The sequence below is a fragment of the Desulfobacterales bacterium genome (assembly GCA_028704555.1).
Taxonomy (GTDB): Bacteria; Desulfobacterota; Desulfobacteria; order Desulfobacterales; family JAQWFD01; genus JAQWFD01.
The window spans coordinates 146,567-167,835 of the sequence record JAQWFD010000002.1 but is presented as its reverse complement, the minus strand read 5'-3'; the positions used below and the strand labels follow the sequence as shown (position 1 = coordinate 167,835).

The window sequence follows — 21,269 nt, the reverse complement described above, 5'->3', positions numbered from 1 at the left end:
AATTAATAGAAATTGTTTCCAGGCGCATCTTCAAGAAGAAGACGCTTGATTTTATCGATTTCTTTTGAAACGGCCTTTTCGACGGCGTTGACCAGAATGGAATCCAGTTTGTCTGAAACCAGTCGTTGAATGACCCGAGTTAGCGCCGCTTCCAGTTGCTCGGGAGATACGGATATGCTTTGAGCGCCTGTGAGTGGGTCTTGCAGATCGCGATCCGTATCCGAACCGGAAAGGATGCCGACGTCCATGTCCGGCAAATCCGATTCGGGTTCGAGCGGAATGCCCATGGCGTCGATTAAGCTGTCGGCCGGCTCGATTTCATGGCTTTCATCGACAGGGTTGTCAGAGACCACATCGGTCAGTTCTATAATATCATCTTCATCCTCGTCGTATGAGGAAAGTTCACCCGCGTTTAAAAGTTCCATGCTTTCATCATCAGCGTCCATGCGATGTTCCGATTCGATGAGCTGATCGGAGTCTTTGTGATCATTCATGCCCGATTCCTTCCGGTCGTTGGTAATATATCATGAAAATTCGATATATTATGCCCCATAATACATGTCTGCGAGAACCTATCATATGGTATGGGGTGTGTCAAGGAATTTGCCTGGAAGACAGGGAGTAAATGAGTCCTGACGGTTGCGTATGGCCCGGTTCTTATTTTCTGCAGGGAAGCACATGTCCTGATGGCTTGTTGAAGATGATAAGGTTCGCGCGATTCGTTTGATCGGTGCAGGTGAAAGTGGCAAGCGGGAGCCGGCTATGAATTTTCGTTGTTTTCAACTTGACCTTTGCATAAAAAAAAGAGATTACTTGAAAAGTAAAATCCTTGGCGAATCCATTATGTTTTCAGTAGATTGACATGGCCGTATTCAATGAGACATTTTTTTATAGATTCAACAGACATCTCTGGTAACCGATGTGTTATATCCGGGCAGGATGCCAGACACATCCAAACGGTGCTTCGGAAAAAAACCGGTGACCGTATCGGTCTTTTTGACGGAAATGGGTATGAATATCTGGCACGGATCGAAGATGTTTCATCCGGTCGCGTCCAGGTTGTGATCGATGACCGGCTCCCGTCTGCCGCAGAATCTCCTGTCGACATCGCTGTGGCACAGGCGCTGTTAAAAGACGGGAAGATGGATGATCTCGTGCGCCAGGTCACCGAGCTGGGCATTACGCGCTGGTATCCGTTTACGTCCAGCCGCTGTGTTCCAAGGCCGGACCCGAAACGGATGGAGATGCGCCGTCAGCGGTGGGAAAAAATTGCGAAAGAAGCGCTCAAACAATGTCGTAGAGGTCGGCTGCCGGAAATCGGTTCAACGCTGACGTTTGAACAGATCCTGAAGCGGGGACAGGAATTTGACTTGAGCGTGGTGTACTGGGAGGGAGAATCAACGCCTGTCCGATCGATGTTGCCGCCAAACGATGGACGCATCCGGACAATTTTGGTCCTCCTGGGGCCGGAAGGGGGTTTTTCTCGGGAAGAAATTCAAATGGCGCTGGCAAACGGGTTTCTCACAGCGACTCTCGGTCCGCGCATTTTAAGGGCGGAAACAGCCACCGTTGCGGCATGTTCTCTGATCCAGTATCTGTACGGGGATTTGGGTGGTGGCCCATACAGCAAGTCCGGATGAGTCCGCAGCCTGTTGATTACGGTCAGCAAGATGGACGTTTAGAATGAATAAACGGCAAAAATGGTTTCTGGTTCTGTATGCTGTATTTGTTGTAATAATGGCGGTCTCGCTGATTACATCCGGTAAGGCCAAAAGAATCCTATCGAAATTTACAACGGAAAAATATCCGGAACAGTATTATGTGTATCTTGAAGTGATCTTTAACGTAGATGCCCGCTCCCATGTCATCATAACATGCTATATTCCATGCGGGAACAGTCTGAATCGAGTCCGGTTGCGTCGTGAGGTTTCGAGAATCAAGAATGATATTCTGGAGAACATGTCGGGGAAAATGGCGATATTGATTAAGGAGCGCAAATTTGAGGCTCTTAAATCAATGCTGCTTGACACCATAAACCGTCACACTGATACGCCCGTAACCGATTTGTATTTTGACCGGCTGGTGATCACTTAATCTGGCGGCTGGTGAGCATGGGGGGATTTTCCGGCAGAAATACCGGCTCAGCCGGCTTAAGTTATTGCTGGTTATTTCAAAAAAATCTTGACAGTGTTTTTCGGATTGGTGTATATGTCAGAAGTTGTCGGCCGAGGTAGCTCAGTCGGTAGAGCAGGGGACTGAAAATCCCCGTGTCGGCGGTTCGATTCCGTCCCTCGGCACTTTAAAAATCAAGGGTTTGGCCAGTTTTGGTCAAGCCCTTTGTTTTTTGTATAAACCTCTGTTCCCCCACTGTTCCCCCGGTTTTTAAGTATGGCTTGTGAAATTATGTGACGAACAATGAAAATAATCCTCGCCGAACAAAAAAAGTCGGATAATTTTTATCCGGCTCTGGTAAAGTTTTTTTGTCCTTGGTACCGACTGCCTGGCCCGAATCTTTATCTGTAGTCTGAATTAAAAAAGTTTAAATTTTTCTCTGAGCACGTCCGTCACTGCCTAAACATCAAACAAAACACCAGAAATACAACATTTTGTATCAATCGGCTATTAATGTTTCTATATACCCCATATTCTGATTTTAAAAAAAGACATAAGCCCTTTTACGGATCAAGTCGTAAAGTCCTCATATTCACGCGCTGACGGCTTCGTTTTGAAGCGGGGCAAAGCTCATTATATTTACGTATGGTTATTTAGAACAGATAGGATGGATTTTGGAATAAGGCCAGATATGAAATGGATACCGGAAAATTTTTGGATAGTTTGAAACCTGTGGTACATAGCAGGTATCTGTAATCGGGGATTTTCAAGATGGTTTGAAAGTTCCTTAGAGGTCTCTTTTGGGTACCGGAAAGTGACCCCTAAGCCGGATTCAGAGAATCGTTTTCAGATCAATTGCTTTTATTTCGATACGTTAGTTTGGTCCGTCCCCAGCTTATTGTTGTCAACCACCTCCCCTCGTGGTGGAATCGATATCTTCGATGGTTTTGGATCGTCCATTGTGAATGTCAAAGTTCGACTGCCATCCGCTTTCAGTTTGGCAACCACGGTCACCTGCTTTCCCAAGGCATTAGAAATCCCGGTGAAGGCGTTAATGCCATCTGATCTCTCGTAAGCTGTAAGTTTTACCGACTCAATTCGGTAATGATACCGATAGCGCGCATAAACATTTTGCGGCAAAGGCAATGTCCCTTTCGCGCATTCCAGAGAGCTGTGAAGGTCGTTGAAAAGAATGTTCGCAGCAAAAATGTCTTGGTCTTTCAAGTGAGCCAGTTCTGGTCTATTCAAGGCTTCCACTCCCTCTCCCTTAATATAGTCGAGCAGAGTACCTGACTCACCATTTGCAAGGGTAAGCACAAGGTCGGATATCTCCTCAGGTGCCAACAAAGCGTTCACGGACTCAAGTTCCTCGGGGTGAAAATTGACCTGCAGACGGAGTAACTCGACCTGCTGGTGAAATTGTGTCATGGCCGACGGAAGCCACCAGTTGGTTTTTTCAACCTGCGCCAAAGTTCTTAACTCAATTCCATGTCTTTCTGCCTCTTCTCTGGCGTTTTTTGTAAATCCAACTCGCGAGACAATGCACCCATAATCCAAATCGAGCTTCTTGAGCTTAACGATAAGCTGCTCAATTTCCGGGAGATCAACCGGGGCAGCCTCATCCTTAACTTCAACGCCAATGCGTAGCGTTCTAGGACCTGTAGGGATTTCCAAGTAAACATCGACCTGTCGAGGAACAGCACTAATTCTTTCGACGATGGAAGCATTAGGAATTACCTTTGTGCCTGGAACTATATTCAGCGATCGCTCGATTGCGGCAACAATATTCTCCATTATCTTCCACTTCGGGAGATTACACGAAACGGGCATTTCTGGCTAACCTCCTGTTCATTTTTACTGGGCGAATAACGTTGAGCTGAGTGGCGCGGATATCAAATTTCCATTAAAGGCCAACCAGTTTCTCCGCGTCCACTCAAGCGTCTGGTTCGATTTTGTGTTCTTTATTTTCGATATTCTCATTCAGCACTGAATCCAAATCGGCCAAAGAATCAATGATGCTTTTAACTGTAGTTCGATCAAACTCTGCCCGGCCAGCTTCTTCGTGTGTGCCCTTGTTTAAATAACGCCACTCACGTGAATCACCGCTGAAGCCTAAAAGCGTGCTAATAGGGGTTAATACAGCATCTCTGTCTGTATGAGTAAATTCTCGGTGTAAAAGCTTTGACTTCAGTTGTTCTGTTAGGTTTCGTAGTTCGATGGGAGAATTAGAGGCACGTAACTTAATACTTAAATTGCCATCTCCATGTTTTGATACGTAACTCCATATTTTGCCTTTGGTGAGTGCTTCTAGTGCCTGACGAGCCTTTTCTAATGCATTTCTGGTTTCTAATTTGTCAAAATGCTCCTGAGCAGATAGTAAATAGTTTCTTGGGGCCGAATGAAAGTCTATTTGTATGCTTTTTTCGCCCACTTGAGGTAAAAACGTTAAACGCCTTGATGCTTTGGTACGCTCTGCACCCAATAGGTTCTGAATATCTTTGAAAAACTCCTCCCCATGACAAGTCAGAATAATCTGCTTACCATGAAAATAGTCATCTTCGAACAGAGTACGACGAATGGCTTCTCGGTGGTCATCGTCAATGGCATTGACCGGGTCGTCGAAAATTAGAATTGGACAGTTTTCCTTCAGGTTTTTTGCCAGCAATATTGCCAAACCAACGCAACGGATATGCCCTTCGCTAAGTACATGCAGCGTATCAAAATATGTCTCAGGATCACCGCAAAACGAAACTTGGATACGCTCTCCTGGTGATACTGGAAACTTCAAATTGGCCAAAAGATCATTGGGCGCATCACCACGATTGAAGGAATTGTAAAGCTGAACAACAAGTTCCCCAAGATCAGCTACCAGCTTGCCTGGCAAAGCATCTTTGTAGCTGTTAAGACGCTCAATTAATAGTGAATAAGCCTCTGAAATTAATTTGTTTTGTGTGACTACATCTTTTTCCTGTTTGACAGCCTCAATTAACATTTTGTTTTTTCCATTAAACATCGCAATGGCTGTGTTCGCTTTGGCAATACCTTCTTCAAGTGTTTTTCGTTTGGTTTGTAGCTGTATAACTTGCTCATAAAGTAGGCGAAGCTTTTTTAGACGGTCCGTTTTTTGCTGACGTGCAGCCGGTAGCTCTGAGGCAAGTGCATCCGCCGCTTCTGTCTGTTTTACCTGCTGCTCTAATTTCGCCCAAGCAGACTGATTTTGTTCGTCGAGTTGGTTAAAGGCCTCCCACCACGCAACATCTAATAATGATTCATTGGCAACAGAATGTTTTTGCAGCAAGATAGGCCGTTTTTCATCTTCATTTATGGGCCAAGCCGTTTTAACAATTTGATAGACACATTTTATCGCTTCATGTTGGATAATTTTCAAGTCATCTCGCTGCTGCTCGAGTGCAGATAAATGCTCAAGTTTGGCGAGGCCAACTTCTGCTGCTTGAAATGGGTTCGCGGTGGTCTGGTCAAGTGGCGTTTTGCAAGCTGGACAATTCTCTTGGCTAACTGCGCTGAGTGCAATCACCGCCTGATAAAGCTGCTTATAGGAAAGCCCTTCGCTATATCCATCAAGTTCAGTTTCCTTTGCCTTAAGTTCGGTAATAGCTTTCTCAACTTCAACCCCAGATTTTAACAGTCCCGCATGTTTTAAGCCTGACACTGTCGGAGCAGGCTGTTGTAAATCTTCTTCAATTTTTTGAATCTCTCCCGTTTGTTCCCCTGTACCGAGTGCCAGCACAACTTCGGCAAATGGTATATCTTTTTCGTACTTATCAGCAAGCGCTTGTTCTTCTGCCTCCAATTGAGTTAATGCTTGAGTATTGGTTTCTTTAGTCTGCCTGTCGCCTTCAATAGCTTGTTGTTTTAATGATAGCTGGTTTGCTTTTTTTCCAATTCGGTCAATGTATTTATCGTCAATTTCAGCACTAAACCCTCGCACAAAATCATTAAAGTTGTCTAAGGCAAAAAGAGTGGAAATTACCGCTGTCTGGCGTGCGGGTGTATGAGCGGCGATACGTGAGAAATTATCGATACGGTTCTTTTCCACAAAGCAAAAGCGAAATTGTGTTTCGTTTACAGTGACAATGTCAGGTTCAGCATCAGCGAAATTTGCCTCAATTACAGGTGGTTCAAATCCGCTTACATATGCATTTTGAAGGTACTCCAGGGCTTCTTTGAAGCGTTTACTTTCAGCTTCCTCAACTGAGCCCAGCAGGCCATATTCCAAGGCTTCGCAAAAGCTAGATTTGCCGCTACCATTGGGGCCGTAAATCAGCACTATATGACTATCTAAGTCAATATTTACCGGTTTGGTGAAACCTCTAAATGGGCCAACAGTGAGTGATTTGAGACTGGATGGGCCGGTGGCCCCTGTCTGAGTATCCTTAATATCAGCAGTGCATTCAAAATTAGCTGTTTTGAACTCTCGCTGCGCCAATTCAACTATTTTTTGTACCCGTCGTCCATGAGCTGTGCTTAAGGGGGTTATCTCATCGAAATGATCAAGAACGATATTTGCCAGCTTGCAAACATTTTCAGGTGCGTCATCAATGCTTAATTTCTGCATGAAACGGATATATTCGTTTCTGATCATGGTTTAGTGTCTTTCAAAGAATTTACAATTTGCCATGCCTTCTAATTTCTTCATAGAAGGTGTCAATCGAATCAGAGATTAATCAGTTTCTGTTTATCTACACCGTCCAGAAATTTTTTCCGACGAATTTCCGACTAAATTATGTTGTTTCTAACTGTTTATCACTCATTCCGGAATGATAAACAGAAACCGTATAACTATTCACGAATTGCGTTTTATCCATTGTCCCGCATGAAAAGCCAGCTACTGATAATTCAGGTACCGATGAGGAGTAGGAAATATTTCAAGATCAAATGAACTGGGATAATGGATAAAATCTTGTAGAACTGAGGCGCTGTTATTTTCTCACGATAGGGATAGTATAAACAAGATGGGTAATTTGCAAGGGAGAATATCTTTTTTCAACTTTTTTTCGGTAATATGAAATTACAAACCTGTTGAGATCCCTTGCCAATACCTGAACAAATAGTTTTTTTCGGATATCTCAATCAGATCCCTAAAATTATCTCAATGCTCGGTTTTGAGTTTTCAATTGAGACGATATCTATCCTGACGCAGGGAAAAATGAAGTTCAAATAATTTCATATATACATCATATATATGAAAGCAGCGATCATATCGTTTTAAAACCATAACTAACGGTCCCTCGGCCTGCTTCGGCAGGTCGGGGGATTTTTATTTGGCAAGGAGGAAAAGCATGGAATCAAAAATGTGTTCCAGTGAAATCACTGCGCTGGCAACGGCTATGATAAAGGTGCAGCAAACATTACCGGCAGCGCCCACTGATCGGGAAAACTCTTTCACAAAAAGCAGATACGCGACTCTTAACTCGGTTTTCAGGGCATGTCGTGATGCGCTCCTTTCTCAAGGGATTTGGGTAACACAATATCCGGTGCCAGTTGAACAAAACCATTTGGGACTGGTTACGAAACTAGTCCATGCTGAATCTGGACAATGGCAATCCTCACTCATGGTGATGCCGTTACCTAAAAATGACCCCCAAGGGTACGGTTCGGCCATGACTTATGCGCGGCGTTACGGGCTTACCGCACTTGTCGGAATTGTTATAGAAAATGACGACGACGGTGAAGCCGCATGCCCCAAAAGGATGAGTGCAAAACAAACTCAGAATAATTTTTCTTATGAAAATCGGCAACATGCGACTGGCGCGAAATCGAACCAGAGGGTGGATGGACCTGAACCACCGGGGTTACCTAAATTGGATGGCGTGGGATATCAATCTGGCCAATCACCAAGCGGCAAGCCGTGCATCGTGGCTTTGGGAAGCACACATTCCAAAAAAGAATTTTTACGCCAGGCAGGTTTTCGTTGGGATGGGAACAATAAAATCTGGTGGCGGCACAAAGATGCTGCGTAGCAAGCGGAGGAAACTATGAATATTGATAAAAAATCTATGGGGTTGCTGTCACTACTGACTAAGGGTTTGATTAATTGCGCAAACCAGGAAACCGTCTTACATCTCGGTGATCGCCGGACTTACATCGGTATGTCAGATATCGGTAAGGGCATGGAATGTTTGAGGGCTGCGGTGGGAAGCAAAATTAGAGCGCCATCGTCTCATTCATCTTTAGAGGTGGACAGGCTGAAGCCATCGAAATTGAAAGAAATTTTAGCACGCCAGCTTATCTTGCAACGTGGTCACTGGCAAGAATTCGGAGTGCAAAAAGCACTGGCGGCAACAGGGGTGAAGTTTCTGCCGCAACTTGAAATCAACACCTTATATAAGGGTGTACCCATAAAAGCGCATCTCGATTTTACGCTGGTGTGGGGAGGAGGGCGCCCAGCCGTCCGCATAATTGAACTCAAAAGTAACCAACGCATACCGGATTTGCTCTACACATCCAATGAAGCGCAGATATATGGACAAATAGGCCTTCTAACGGCATTCTGGCATCTTCCTAATTTTAATATGAAAAGCGAAACCGGTGAAACCGTATTTACCGATTTAACCTTTCCTCAAGCCGTTCATAAAATATTTGGAGTTATCCTTCCTGAAACCCCGGATGCGGTTGATATTGAAGGCTGGGTCGTTGCTATCTCCATGTCGGATGTTAAAACCTTCGGACCCTACAAACCTGAAAACTCTATGTTGACGGCATGCCTGAATACAGCGGTGAAAATCTGGAACGGAAAACAGGCAGTGGAAAGCGGAAAAACCCATTTCAATGATCTGGAATTCTGCCAAGGGTTTCATCCTCTTTGCGACTGGTGCGAGATGAACAGGGATTGCCAGAAGTTCAATGGGCAAGGTATGACCGAACTTAATCCAATTTATGGTGACGAACTTGAAGGCCTGGCATCTCTCAAGGAACAAAGAGATAAAATTGAGAATGAAATTAAAGAAATAGAAAATCGAGTCAAATTTGTTTACCGTCTTCTGGATACTAACAGCTGTGGCAACTGGGTCAATACAGATAAATATAGATTTAGAGTGTCGACCGTGGCAGGACGAAAAACGCTGGATCGGATAACGTTGGAAAGAGAGCTTACTGCCTGCCTGAAAGATGAAACTGAGGGGCAGACCATCCTTCAACGCGCTGAAAAGAGCGGAAATCCATATGATCGGCTCTTTATAGGCAAAATTAACCAGCCAGTTCAATCAGCAGCATAACATTCCACCCCTCACAGGCGCACTCCAGGAAACCGGAGTGCGTCCCATTCATTCACATCAGTTCACAAGTCACACTTAAAAAAGCAAATGGAGAAATAAAGATGACACACGAATTGGGTCAACTCTCGGTTAAGGAAATGGACGCCGGTATTATTTTCAGTGGCAAGCCATCAGGCCGTATGATCAAGGGATTTGATAAGCCATGTTCCTTTACGCCGGTTCAAAATCCTGATTATCTGTTCCACGAAACGATGCGTGAAATAATTGTATGGTTCTTAAGCCCCCCTGAGCCTCTATACGTGTTCGGACCAACAGGAAGTGGTAAAACAAGCCTCATCAAACAGTTGGCGGCAAAAATAAACTATCCAGTATTTGATATCACAGGCCATAGCCGTTTGGAATTTCCGGATATGGTGGGGCATCTGAGCTTGGAAAAAGGGAAAATGACGTTTCAATACGGGCCGCTATCCCTGGCGATGAAATATGGGGGGCTGTTCCTCTTGAATGAGCTGGACCTACTTGATCCCTCAACCGCTTCGGGGCTGAATGGAATATTGGACGGAGATTCACTTTGTATCCCTGAAAATGGCGGAGAATTGATAACCCCGCACCCCATGTTCAGGTTCGCGGCTACAGCCAATACCAATGGTGGCATGGATGAGACGGGGCTTTATCAGGGGACCCTTCGGCAAAACCTGGCATTCATGGACCGCTTTTGGCTCTGTGAAGTCGATTATCCCGAGCAAGACGCGGAATGTAAGCTGCTTGAAAAAATGGCAGTTTCCCTTCCTGAATCCGTACGATTCACAATGGTTAAATTTGCCAACGAGGTCCGCAGGCTTTTCATGGGAAACGGTGACAGCCAGAACCAGTTCGGTGAAACCATAGAGGTGACGTTCTCAACGCGAACCCTCATCCGCTGGGCAAATCTTACCGTTCGATTTCAGCCGCTTGCCCGTCAGGGCGTTCAGCCTGTAACGTATGCTCTTGACCGGGCTCTGGGATTTAAGGCGACAAGGGAAACAAGGGCCATGCTTCACGAGCTGGCACAACGGATGTTTCCTGCCTCCAGTGTTCAGCCCGACAGCGCTCCTTGATATCGCAACCTTATATATAAGGTATGTTGCCGATAGCCTTCCATATTTTACCTCTATAATCACTTCCCCTGTTTTTCCATACGGACAATCAAGCTCAGATCATTACCCGCCCCCGGGTATTACATTTCACCGCATAGATATATGCCGTTATTAATTTATTGCGGATACAAAGCTCAAAAACAGGCTTTTGCATATTCCTGTTGGTAACGGCGTACTTGCTTATAAATAAATACGATAAAAAAACAAAGGAGATGACAATGAGTACGGATATTAAAGTGCTGGAGTGTATCATGGCCTTACGTTTGGATATAAACATATGGTCTGCCCGCAAAAAGCTCACCCCTTCTGATTTTGGCACGGTCAACCTGCCGCCGGAAAAGCTCGCCTCTCTTGGCAGTAAGAAAATATGCAATCCAAAGGAACTTCGAATTTTTGGAACCCTGAAAAGCCGGGCGGTATCGCTGTTGGAAAAAGCCGGAGTGCGCTTTCTCGGTGGTTGGGCCATCCCGGAAGCACGCATTCAAGATATTAACAGCGAGCTTGAATTAATCGCTCAAGATTTTATCCATGAAAAAGAAACCTTTCTGGCTCGATACGATGAGGCGGTTATGGAGTGGGTTCAGAATAATCCCGGCTGGGAATCACTTATCGCTGGTTCGACTGTAAGCGCAGATTATGTTCGCAGCCGCCTTGGGTTTAAATGGCAAATGTTTAAGGTGGTGCCGCCAAGAGGCAGCAAAAAGGCTTTAACCGCCACAGGACTGGTGGATGAAGTGGAAAATCTCGGTTCGACTCTTTTCGGTGAGATTGCCAAAACAGCATCTGATACCTGGCACCAAAGTTATGTCGGCAGAACCGAAGTTACCAGGAAAGCCCTGTCTCCCCTCCGATCTATCCACCGGAAATTAGCTGGACTGAGTTTTGTAGAACCCCGTGTGGCTCCCGTGGTTGACCTTCTTGATACGGCACTGAACAAAATTTCCAGCAAAGGCAAAATTGCAGGCGCGGAATTGGTAATGCTGCAAGGCTTGGTCAGTTTGCTCAGTGATCCTGTTGCACTGGTTGAGCATGGACAGAAAATCATTGAAGGCCAGACTGCCGATGGGATTTTGCAGGGACTACTTCGTCAATCGGTTATGCCGGTTGTTGAAGCAGCTTCTGACATGGATATCGGGGATGACATCATGACAAATATCGATGCGCTGATCCCGGCATCTCCTACGGAAACTCAACTCGATAGCTTAGGATTATGGTGACGATTATGATTTCGAAAAAAGATATCATGCGGTCATTACCGCTGTTGGCAAATGCACTTGGGAAAAGCTACGGTATAAAGGTCGAAATTGGTGGCAACGAAGCTTTTACGAATGGCTCTACCATTAGACTTCCGAGTCTGCCCGTTGAGGGTGATACAGCTTTTCTTGGTTTGGTTCGAGGCTACATCGACCACGAAGCAGCTCATATCCGGCATACTGATTTTGATTGTCTAAAACAGGCAAATACCCCTCTGGAAAAGCACGTATGGAACATCCTGGAGGACCGGCGGGTGGAAAACAAATTAACAGAACTATTCCCAGGATGTCGTCAGAATTTCAATTGGTTAATACGACATTTGTTCTTAACAAATAATCAAGAAACTCAATATAAGAATCCAGCAACAAAGATTCTGGATTGGTTGCTACTGACTGTGCGCAGTTGGGATGTTCGCCAATTACGGCCGACAGCTCAAGGCTTGGCGTTTGAAATTGATGCTACTTGGCCAGGATTGCGAAATGACATGAAGTTAACTTTATTAAAAGCCAGAGCTTTTTGTCCTGATTCAACAGCCTGTTTAATCTACGCCAGGGAGATAATATCCCTTATCAATGCGATGACACACAGGCCCTGTTCTCAGACAAATCAGAACGCTGATGACCAACCGAAGGAGGTGAATTCACAAAATGAAAACGGAGAAGCACGATCGGATGAAAACAGTTCCGATTCTTTACAACCCGCACAACAACAGGATGATGAGGAGGAGGATGAGATTGCAGATAGCATATCAAATCAAGAATATTCAACAGATGGTAAAAAAGACATTCCACAGGCACGTTCAATACGAAGCTTGAAAAATCTATTAAACGCATCGGACGCCGATCTTCCGAAAGACTTCGGAACTACATTGGCAGAATCATTGGAAAATATTGCAGAACAAGAATACAGCCAGCTTCAAGTCGCATCAATCGGTCACAAAAAATGCGGACCTTTTGATGCTGAGGCTATGGAGAATGTTCGAAAAAGTACGTCAGGAATAAGGGCTCGATTTCATGGGTTGATGCAGTCGACTAAACTGACAAGGGCAAGTCCTTCCAGAAAAGGTAAGCTATACGCACGAAATTTACATCGAGTTGTAATTGGAAATCCGCGGATTTTTCTCAACCAGGCTGAAAAGCAAGATCTCAATACAGCAGTTCACATTCTGATGGACTGCTCTGGATCTATGTATGGGTGTATTAACTTGGCTGGGCAGGTTTGTCAGGTGGTGGCCACCGCATTATTTTCTGTAGGTGTAAATGTAGGCGTCACAGCTTTTCCAGGTGATAACGAAGATGGACTTTCCGATAATACGGTGGCCCCTATCGTTGAACATGGGAAAAAGATACATTCCCGATTTAACTTATCTGCCGCTGGTACGACGCCCATGGGGGAATCGCTATGGTGGGTCCTGCAGCAAATGGTATTGTTGCGGGAAAACCGTAAAATCATTCTCATCATTACTGACGGCTCACCGGATTCTATGAAAAATACACGTCAAGCTATCAGTGCAGGTAAAAACTTAGGCATCGAATTCCATGGGCTTGGAATAAATTCGCATGAAATATGCTACCTGCTTCCAGAAAGCAGTCAGAATATCAAAGAGCTAAGTGAACTTGGCCCAGCGACATTCAAATTGTTTGGCAAGGTGCTGTCACGATAAAAAATAAGGAAAAATATGATGACTTATCCAAAATGTCCAATTTGTGAAATGGATGATCAGGTTGTTCTGGTCAAAACCTACCAAAAGATTGGTGCAGCCGTTGGCGGTGTGGCTGGAGCCGCTACTGGATATGTAGGTGCCAAGATAGGAAGAGTTACAGGTGAAATTATCGAAACCGTTATCCCTGTCGGCAACGGGCTTGGTGTGGTAGCGGGGGTACTTGCGGGAGCTATAGCAGGCTTTTTTGCTGGCTCAGCGATAGGCAGTGACGTTGGTGAACACATAGATCGGAACATTGTCAGCCGCTATAATTGTAACCGGTGCGATTATGAATTCGATGTATAAAAAAACAATTGCATGAACATGAACAGCCCCGGATACCCCGGGGCTGTTCTGTTTTAAAATGAGGTTGATATTTTCAAGCTGTGTTGGAAACGGTTGGAATGAATGTACGTTCAATAGTTGAATTTAAAAAAAATTCCGAAGGAGGGCTTATGGCATATACCCCTGAACTAAGCACAATATAATAGTGCCATTTTAAGAAGGATTACCTGGGCATTAAAGCGAGAAAGGGTCCACGAGGATAATGTCTGTGGACCCTAAGTGAATTGGTACGAATATATGGGAATAAGGCCTGAATTAATATAATTAATATAATTAATATTAATTATTGGGGGATGCCTCAACAAAATAAGACGTAGCATGCTCTAATAATATCCTCCATGTCGACTATGACGCTACGGATTTTGGGCAATAGACAAAGAAAAAAACATGAAGTTATCATGTTTTTATTTATGTGTTACCTCAGACAAGCTTAACAGCTCCCGCTTTTCAATACATTGACAAGCTAATTGGTACTCTTTGCGTAAGACGCGTTCAATATAATCCTTATTTGCTCTATCCTTATTTTCAGACATGTCGTATTGAGCAGGTAATTTTCTTTTTAAAATCTCTTTTATCGCCTCTGTTTGCGTAATGGGTTTGGGCGTAAAGTGTACCCTATCCCATAACCAGAGTCCAATAGCACGCGAGATTGGGTCTCTTTGTTCAGAAGGGGGGCTAATTATTTTATTATAACAAGCTATCATCTTTTTTGTTTGCGCATTTTGTTTTATCATTTCTAACAAAAAATCTTTATTTTTTTCGCTTTGCAACATTTCATCTGAGATGGAACTTATAAAAGTAATTTTATTCTGATAAATGTGATCAGCTTCTATTGTGCACTCTATTGTTTGCAATACAAAGTTTTTTGTGAATGATTTTGATTTGACGTTTATCCGAAACAGTATCTTCGCCGTGTTAGGATTTCCAACTGATACGACTTTTCCATTCTGAGCTACAGCTATCCCTGACAGCACATTATTTTTTATATTATTAAAAGATACGGATTTATCTCTGGGGTCTATATATACAAGCAGGTTATGCTTTGATCTATTGTTATACTCAGCGAACTTATTTTCATACAAATATTCAGTTATGATGGCATTATTTCTATTCATTGGAGCTTTTTTTAAAAAGCTCTCTACCGCTGGAAAATCAATTTTATCCCCCATAGATAAGCATAAATTAAGAAGTTTATCTGAATTCGGCTCTGCTATTAATAAATCCCAAGCATAGTATCCGTAATCATAGGTAATTTCATGCAGTATTTTTATTACATTCTTTTCAGGTTGAGTAGCCTTATTCAAGACATTCCGGCAATTTATTAAGGTTTCGTCAGAAATTCGAAAATCTCTAAAACTGTCTTCAGGCCGTGGGTTATTTTCGTTATGGTAAACAATAATGCCAGCAGCCAAATCGACCAAGAAGCCATTTGGCACTAATGAGTTCCTTATGATTTGTAGGTAGGACTGTGATGACCATTGTTCAATGAACCTTAAATACCACTCCAATATTTCTACAAGCGATAATCTACGCCTGAACATATCCTTATCCGCTTTTGGCCATGAACACTTTATAAGATACTGCTTATCATGAGCAGGGACCCACTCATATGTCTTGAAATACTTAGACTTTCTGTGAAAATGTCGTTTGCTGTATTCATATAACCAGAAAATATTCCATGCCTGTTTTTTAAGGACTTCATCGTTCATATTCTAACTCCAATCGTTCTCTAAAAATTAAGATTAAAAAAATTCATGCCCACACCCCCGAACGTTTTGCAACCTTTATAAGTCTTTGAGACATTTAAAATATACCTATCCAACAGGAAATAGAAAGTGAAACCTGATAACTTTGAAGCTCTCGATGGTGTCAGGAAAAAATTACAATACTAATCCAAATATAATGATTTACGGGTGTTTCAGCTTCTAATATCCGTTTTTTCCTGACACCTTTATTATAATTCAAACGAGCTGGTGTCTCAGAATTTTCCCAGAGGTAAGGAGTCCTGAAATTATTTACATTTTCCCTTCACTTTTTCAACAAAACTAAAATTTAGTGTTTCGCTTTAACTTTTTGAACATTTTATAAAAAAGTTCTTGACTTGGCCTCGCAAATGCGCGGCCGCGCGTTGGCGGTCTCCAAGGAAAAATCAAATTTTCATTGGAGGTTAAATCATGCGCACTTCTTACTATGCATTCCAACTGCTGACGGAATGGATTTCATTTCTTTGGGCCGGCTTGCCGGCCAAACTCAGGCCTACGATGCTGGAACTCTTATTCGGCACCATGATTTCCAGAACCGGACATATCACGGATGCCTTTCTGAGCATCAAGAGCAAACGGACATGGACAACGTATTTCAAAGCAATCCAGAAAGGCAGATTCTCATGGTTGAAACTGGTACAGCGATAGGTTCAACTGCTGCTCAAACTGTTCGGGAACCAGTTGACGCTGGTGCTGGATGATTTCATCGCTGTCCGTGCATCAAAAAAAGCGCCTTCAGTTGCCTTTCATAACGATCATGCAAAAAGAGCCAACAGACCCAAATTCTTATGGGGACAACTGAGGGTCAGTCTCGGGATCATCTGCTTTCGCAAAGGCAAAGTTGCTTCCTTGCCCTTGATGATGAGGCTTATCCGAACAAAAGGAAATACTTTCAAGCTTCAATCGGCCGAGATGATGCTGCAGTTGCTTTTCAAATGGCTTCCATGTCCCGCCCGGGCCAGACTCCTCGTAGATGCCTGGTACATGAAAAAAAGTCTGCTGCTACCTCTGATTGCAAAATCGGTGACCGTTATCGGTCAGGTCCGATGAGATACAGCCTTATTCGCCCTGCCCGACCACTCTGGTTATCACAATGGCAGATCCCCAAAAATACAGAGAAAAGCTCCCCCTGTCAAAAAACATGGACACTTTTCCGTGCATCCAAAAGTCACTGAAAGCCTATGGAAAAAGAGGCTTTTCCAGTATTACAGCCTGACAGCTGTGGCTCGGTTTCTCAAAGGGCACAGGGGCAGAGCCGTATGATGTCGTTTCCAGCAGGACAACGGAAAATGGACCCGCTGGCATCTGCTTTTATCAACAGATGCTTCCATGAAGGCCGAAACGGTTATCAGATTGTATGCTTACCGGTGGAACACCGAATCCATGTTCAACGAACTCAAACATCTGTTTGGCCTTCAGCAGGCATGGCAGCAATCCCGACAGCCACTGGCCCGATGGACAACCATTTTGTCTCTGGCATATGCACTGCCCCGGTTGTTGGCATTATGGCTCACAGACAAAGAGGGAAAAGAGATTTTTCCCATTGCGTGGCGCAAACATCTTCCGATTTCAGCCGGATGGATGGCCAAAGCCATCGATTTATATTTTCGAGGTTTTCCGGTCCGCAGTCTCTGGGACCGGAAATGCCAAAAAATGAAGCCGCCGGAAGAGGATATCGAGCCTGTTTTTCGCGAGCCGCATAGAAAAAAGCTCAAACCCATTAGAATCGAACCGTTTCGTAACCTGCTGTGTCTGCGGGAAGAGTGAGTTGCGCCCTGAATCCCGGTGGGCAACGGCTTAGCAGGCTCTACACTTTAGTCAACAAAATAGATGGGATAATTGCGAAACGATTATGTGAAATACGGCCGACATGGGCTCAATTGTAATTGCTTAATACACGATAAATATATTTTTACTATTTGATAATATTGATTTTATTACTCATAAAAGTTTCGAAAATATCTGTCCTTACGTTAACCGGCTAAGCCGTATATTATCGAATCATCAGAATACATATACGGCTAAGAACCATGAGGTTTCTTTGGTCAGCATGTTTCAGTTTAAACAAATAAATTTAAGGTAAGGTAAGGTAAGGAGAATTTTATGGAAAATTTACAATTGTTAGATCAATTGGCGCAAGAATTGCCAATTTGCTTCACGCGCAAGAACGTCTGTTCACATCTTGGAGGATTAATGGCTCCGGGAACCCTCGCTAATCTTGACAGTAAGGGACTCGGTTGTTCTGGACGGAAATTAATCGGAGGCAAAGTGGTGTATTCCAAAGCAGAGTTTTTAAAATGGCTTGAAAGCAGAATGTTTAACAAAAATTAGGAGGTGTTACATGAAGAATAATAAAAATTATGATGATTTAGACATATTTGATTTTGATAAGATCGATAAAAATGACAAACCCGCTGAGCTTATTCCTGCAACAGAATCTATTCCCTCAGAAAAGATTAAGAAATTTATTGAGGAAAACATTCCTTTAGAGTTCATTGCCGATCGCGAAATTCAAATAGAATATCAAAGCAAAGCAGTGGAATTTAATTGTTGCACAATGATTGCAACGGTTAAACCGGAAACTTTTCGTATTAGATTTTTAAAATAAATTATAAAAATACCATAAGGTGTTCAAACATATGAACACCTTATGGTTGAAAGGATAAAATATTATGGATAATTTTTTTGATTCTGAACGACCTGTTCAAAAAATAAGATACGCCTTGGGTGATGGTAAAAGAATCGTAGGGGGTAAAGTTTCCTCTCAAGTTGCACCTCCCCAAACAAAAAGCGACATGGCGGCCATGATTAAGGATTCAATCTCGAACTTTTCAAATACATCTTCAGGGTTTCCTGGTTCCGTGCATGAGAGATGTCAGCCGCAAAATAATACAGTTATTTCAAAGCCCCTTATTTGGCAGCCGATACTACCATTTGTGAAAAATACATTCCCTCTATTTCCGTTGAACATGCTTCCACCTGAATTTAAGCGATTTTGTCAAGAAGGTAGTGAAGAGCTGGAAGTTCCGCAAGAGCAAATTTTTGCAACTGCCCTGGCTACATTTTTTTGCGCTTCTCAAGGAGCGTTAGAGGTAAAAAGAAAAAAACGATATAAGGTACCCGTGTCAGCGTGCATTGTGATGTCGATAGTTTCGGGTGGAAAAAAAACACCAACATACAGTCTTTGCATAGAACAACTAAAAAAATGGAAGCATGAAAATCCAGAGAGTCATTTGGATTTGATTGACGATGTGACACCCGAGGCCTTTGTAACGGCTCTATCTAAGGGGCCTGTTGGTTTAATGATGGACGAGGGAGCACGTTTTGAACAGTTGATTTGTGATACCAAGAAAAACGATATCATTCTCAAGGCCTTAGGTGGTTCGTCAATAACCGTTCGGCGTGAAACCAAAGACAATATTGTGGTTGAGAAACCAGTTGCAAACGCACTTATAATGCTTCAGCCCGAACGGCTTAAAAATATTGCGACGAAATACAACAGTAAAGAATATGGCGTCATGGCTCGGGCTTTATTGGTGGGAATTGAACCGAATATGTTCCTCGCGCAAAGTGACTATGTTATTTCTGAAAAATCTGAGGAATGGTATCGAAAGACAGTATTTCGTTTAGCAAATATGGGGCAAAACGTTGCTGTTGGAACTCAGGACATCACCACCCTAAACTTGAGCAGTGAAGCCCTAAATTTTTGGAGAAATGAATCTGCTTGTTTTAACAATGAAAAACAAAGCGGCAGATTTCTGGAAGATTTCAAAGAATGGGCATCAAAGGCACCAAGCCACTTGTTGAGTTTAGCGGGGCTTCTACATGTAATTAAAAATGAAGATCCTCATTGCAAGACGATTTCTTCAGAGACAATGCAGCAAGGTATTCATTTAATAGGATTTTTTGCAAAAAATATGATTTGCCAATACGATACGATTGGTCCCAATCCCGAAGTCGAGTGCGCCCTGTCCATCTTGAATAAAATAAGAGATAAATATTGTTTGTCTCCATTTCCAATGGTCAACCTTACCAAGTCCATGCAGAGACGTTATAAGGCTACCGACATACGTCAGGCGTTAGAGATCCTTCAGCATCGAAACTACATCATGATATTCTCAAGTTTTCGCACGGGCAAATCGGGTCATCCTTATTCTGATCTAATTTATGTTAATCCAGCCCTCAAGACTTTTGTTTAGTATAGAATTATGATGATCCCCCTATTATTTATCGGTTGGGGGATCATCATCCAGTATACAATACCCAAATCGATACAAATTTTAACAAAGATTCAACATTGCAGATAAAGGCAATTATAAATTCTTCTACACTAATTCCGACAACTATATTATACAGAAAAACAAATGGTTACACATCAAAAACCTCTTAGCAGCAAAGGCCTATTCAAAGGCGCTGAAGTAGGTATATAGTAATATATTTATATTAGCATTAATATCCTCAAATCAAATCTAAGTATATTAAAACATTAAACAATTATCTAATATTAAACATATAATAGAACCTATTTAATATAACTATGACAAGATAACATAATCAAATTAAGTCATTAATTATTTCTACATACTATAACGACAAGGAAGTAAAATGTTATGAGAACAATCATCAATGATGACCAATATCTTCACTACACCATCAACAATTTCAATAAAAATGAGCAGGGCAGTTATAAAGAAATCCTTGAACCCATAGATAACCTCTTAAAGACTATGATCAACAAACATAATAAGGTTCTATTTATCCGTTTTGATTTAACATATCCTCAATATGGCAACTTTTCTAATAACAACGAGCTTCTTTCCAGATTCATAGAAACGTTAACAGTTTATTGGAAACGAAAAAAAATAGACCCCCTCTATTTATGGGTCAGAGAGCAAGCAACATCTGATAATCATCATTACCACTTTATGCTTCTTCTCAACGGTAACCTGATACAGAACCCATTTCGTGTCTTTGAAAAAGCAGAAGAGTTATGGGGAAGATGCTTAGGCGTGGTTGGGAAAGGGCTTGTTCATAAAGGGATCGATCTCATGATCAGAAGGAATACCCCTGAATTCGAACAACAACGTCAGGATTGTTTTAAGCATGCCAGTTATTTAGCGAAGGTATACAGTAAAGGAAGCGCACCTCCCGGGGTGAGGGGAATGGGCATGTCTAACCTGTAAAATTTTGTCTATTCGAGATAAACATCATGGATATATAACCTCATGTAACCGCGGATGTATGGTCATCCAATAACAAATCATTGGTGACGCGGGCATTGGATTCATTAATCACGATTCCTTCGTCACCTATGCTGCCAATTTTGAATCAAACGGGATGCCCGGCCATTATATCAGACATATTGTGCGACAATTATCTTGACCGGTTAAGGACAATCGGGTCAAGAGGCGGTAAAAAGTCTCTGAGATATTTTTACGGCAGTCATTACAGATCAAAAATACGGCGTGCTCGGAATTTTTCGAAGATTTTTAATCCTGGAATCAATTCCCCCAATTCACATCCGCCCCAAAGTTCTTGTTGGTTTTTCTTCTCCGCTGAATTATGAATATCCCCATGAAAAAGAAAATAGCCTGCACTATACTGACGATCTTAATCATTCTCATCGGATTATATGATTTGAAATTATGGGATTGCTGGTGTTCGTCAGGCTGGCTTTTCGATTGACGTGGCGCTTGACTTGAATGACTTCCGTAGGGTTTCC

19 protein-coding genes and 1 tRNA gene are annotated in these 21,269 nt (G+C 42.8%); 16 read left to right on the top strand and 4 right to left on the bottom strand.

What is annotated here, in order from left to right; genetic code table 11:
• Nucleotides 1-2: 2 nt before the first annotated feature.
• Nucleotides 3-494 (bottom strand): hypothetical protein, encoded by a 492-nt coding sequence (locus PHQ97_01810; protein ID MDD4391468.1) that lies wholly within the window; start codon nucleotides 492-494, stop codon nucleotides 3-5.
• A 381-nt stretch (nucleotides 495-875) separates the two neighbouring features.
• Here PHQ97_01810 and PHQ97_01805 point away from each other — a divergent pair, with 381 nt between their 5' ends.
• From PHQ97_01805 to PHQ97_01795, 3 genes are all read left to right on the top strand, one after another.
• Nucleotides 876-1,640 (top strand): 16S rRNA (uracil(1498)-N(3))-methyltransferase, encoded by a 765-nt coding sequence (locus PHQ97_01805; protein ID MDD4391467.1) that lies wholly within the window; start codon nucleotides 876-878, stop codon nucleotides 1,638-1,640.
• 43 nt (nucleotides 1,641-1,683) lie between these two features.
• A complete protein-coding gene (locus PHQ97_01800) occupies nucleotides 1,684-2,094 on the top strand; it encodes a hypothetical protein (GenBank protein ID MDD4391466.1) in 411 nt (136 codons plus the stop codon).
• A 130-nt stretch (nucleotides 2,095-2,224) separates the two neighbouring features.
• A tRNA-Phe gene (locus PHQ97_01795) sits at nucleotides 2,225-2,297 on the top strand.
• Nucleotides 2,298-2,973: 676 nt separating this feature from the next.
• On the opposite strand, the gene PHQ97_01790 is transcribed toward PHQ97_01795, so the two are convergent.
• Together PHQ97_01790 and PHQ97_01785 are read right to left on the bottom strand one after the other, a co-directional pair.
• Nucleotides 2,974-3,906 (bottom strand): restriction endonuclease, encoded by a 933-nt coding sequence (locus tag PHQ97_01790; GenBank protein MDD4391465.1) that lies wholly within the window; start codon nucleotides 3,904-3,906, stop codon nucleotides 2,974-2,976.
• A gap of 139 nt (nucleotides 3,907-4,045) precedes the next feature.
• Nucleotides 4,046-6,715: an AAA family ATPase gene (locus tag PHQ97_01785; protein ID MDD4391464.1), complete on the bottom strand. Its 2,670-nt coding sequence runs from the start codon at nucleotides 6,713-6,715 to the stop codon at nucleotides 4,046-4,048.
• Nucleotides 6,716-7,412: 697 nt separating this feature from the next.
• On the opposite strand from PHQ97_01785, the gene PHQ97_01780 reads away from it, so the two are divergent.
• The 6 genes from PHQ97_01780 to PHQ97_01755 all read left to right on the top strand — a co-directional run bounded on the left by PHQ97_01780 (nucleotide 7,413) and on the right by PHQ97_01755 (nucleotide 13,745).
• Nucleotides 7,413-8,093 (top strand): ERF family protein, encoded by a 681-nt coding sequence (locus PHQ97_01780; protein ID MDD4391463.1) that lies wholly within the window; start codon nucleotides 7,413-7,415, stop codon nucleotides 8,091-8,093.
• Nucleotides 8,094-8,108: 15 nt separating this feature from the next.
• A complete protein-coding gene (locus PHQ97_01775; protein MDD4391462.1) occupies nucleotides 8,109-9,347 on the top strand; it encodes a hypothetical protein in 1,239 nt (412 codons plus the stop codon).
• A gap of 101 nt (nucleotides 9,348-9,448) precedes the next feature.
• A complete protein-coding gene (locus PHQ97_01770; protein ID MDD4391461.1) occupies nucleotides 9,449-10,444 on the top strand; it encodes a CbbQ/NirQ/NorQ C-terminal domain-containing protein in 996 nt (331 codons plus the stop codon).
• Between the two features lie 257 nt (nucleotides 10,445-10,701).
• Entirely contained in the window at nucleotides 10,702-11,700 is a 999-nt protein-coding gene (locus tag PHQ97_01765) for a DUF3150 domain-containing protein (protein ID MDD4391460.1), read from the top strand.
• A gap of 5 nt (nucleotides 11,701-11,705) precedes the next feature.
• Nucleotides 11,706-13,400, top strand: coding sequence for a VWA domain-containing protein (locus PHQ97_01760; protein MDD4391459.1), 1,695 nt, complete (start codon nucleotides 11,706-11,708; stop codon nucleotides 13,398-13,400).
• Between the two features lie 15 nt (nucleotides 13,401-13,415).
• Entirely contained in the window at nucleotides 13,416-13,745 is a 330-nt protein-coding gene (locus PHQ97_01755) for a hypothetical protein (protein MDD4391458.1), read from the top strand.
• A 443-nt stretch (nucleotides 13,746-14,188) separates the two neighbouring features.
• On the opposite strand, the gene PHQ97_01750 is transcribed toward PHQ97_01755, so the two are convergent.
• Nucleotides 14,189-15,493: a hypothetical protein gene (locus tag PHQ97_01750; protein MDD4391457.1), complete on the bottom strand. Its 1,305-nt coding sequence runs from the start codon at nucleotides 15,491-15,493 to the stop codon at nucleotides 14,189-14,191.
• Between the two features lie 465 nt (nucleotides 15,494-15,958).
• Between PHQ97_01750 and PHQ97_01745 the strand changes: the two genes are divergently transcribed.
• From PHQ97_01745 to PHQ97_01715, 7 genes are all read left to right on the top strand, one after another.
• Nucleotides 15,959-16,195, top strand: coding sequence for a hypothetical protein (locus tag PHQ97_01745; protein MDD4391456.1), 237 nt, complete (start codon nucleotides 15,959-15,961; stop codon nucleotides 16,193-16,195).
• Nucleotides 16,196-16,228: 33 nt separating this feature from the next.
• Entirely contained in the window at nucleotides 16,229-16,597 is a 369-nt protein-coding gene (locus tag PHQ97_01740) for a hypothetical protein (GenBank protein MDD4391455.1), read from the top strand.
• A gap of 279 nt (nucleotides 16,598-16,876) precedes the next feature.
• Nucleotides 16,877-17,314 carry a hypothetical protein gene (locus tag PHQ97_01735; protein ID MDD4391454.1) on the top strand — a complete coding sequence of 146 codons (438 nt, stop codon included), beginning with the start codon at nucleotides 16,877-16,879 and terminating at the stop codon, nucleotides 17,312-17,314.
• A gap of 336 nt (nucleotides 17,315-17,650) precedes the next feature.
• The gene (locus PHQ97_01730; protein MDD4391453.1) at nucleotides 17,651-17,878 is read left to right on the top strand and encodes a hypothetical protein; all 228 of its coding nucleotides are present in this window, start codon (nucleotides 17,651-17,653) and stop codon (nucleotides 17,876-17,878) included.
• A gap of 10 nt (nucleotides 17,879-17,888) precedes the next feature.
• On the top strand, nucleotides 17,889-18,155 hold the full coding sequence (locus PHQ97_01725; protein MDD4391452.1) for a hypothetical protein: 267 nt from the start codon (nucleotides 17,889-17,891) through the stop codon (nucleotides 18,153-18,155).
• Nucleotides 18,156-18,219: 64 nt separating this feature from the next.
• Nucleotides 18,220-19,746, top strand: coding sequence for a DUF3987 domain-containing protein (locus tag PHQ97_01720; protein MDD4391451.1), 1,527 nt, complete (start codon nucleotides 18,220-18,222; stop codon nucleotides 19,744-19,746).
• Between the two features lie 411 nt (nucleotides 19,747-20,157).
• Nucleotides 20,158-20,730, top strand: a complete 573-nt coding sequence (locus PHQ97_01715; protein ID MDD4391450.1) for an inovirus-type Gp2 protein — start codon at nucleotides 20,158-20,160, stop codon at nucleotides 20,728-20,730.
• The last annotated feature ends 539 nt before the right edge of the window (nucleotides 20,731-21,269 follow it).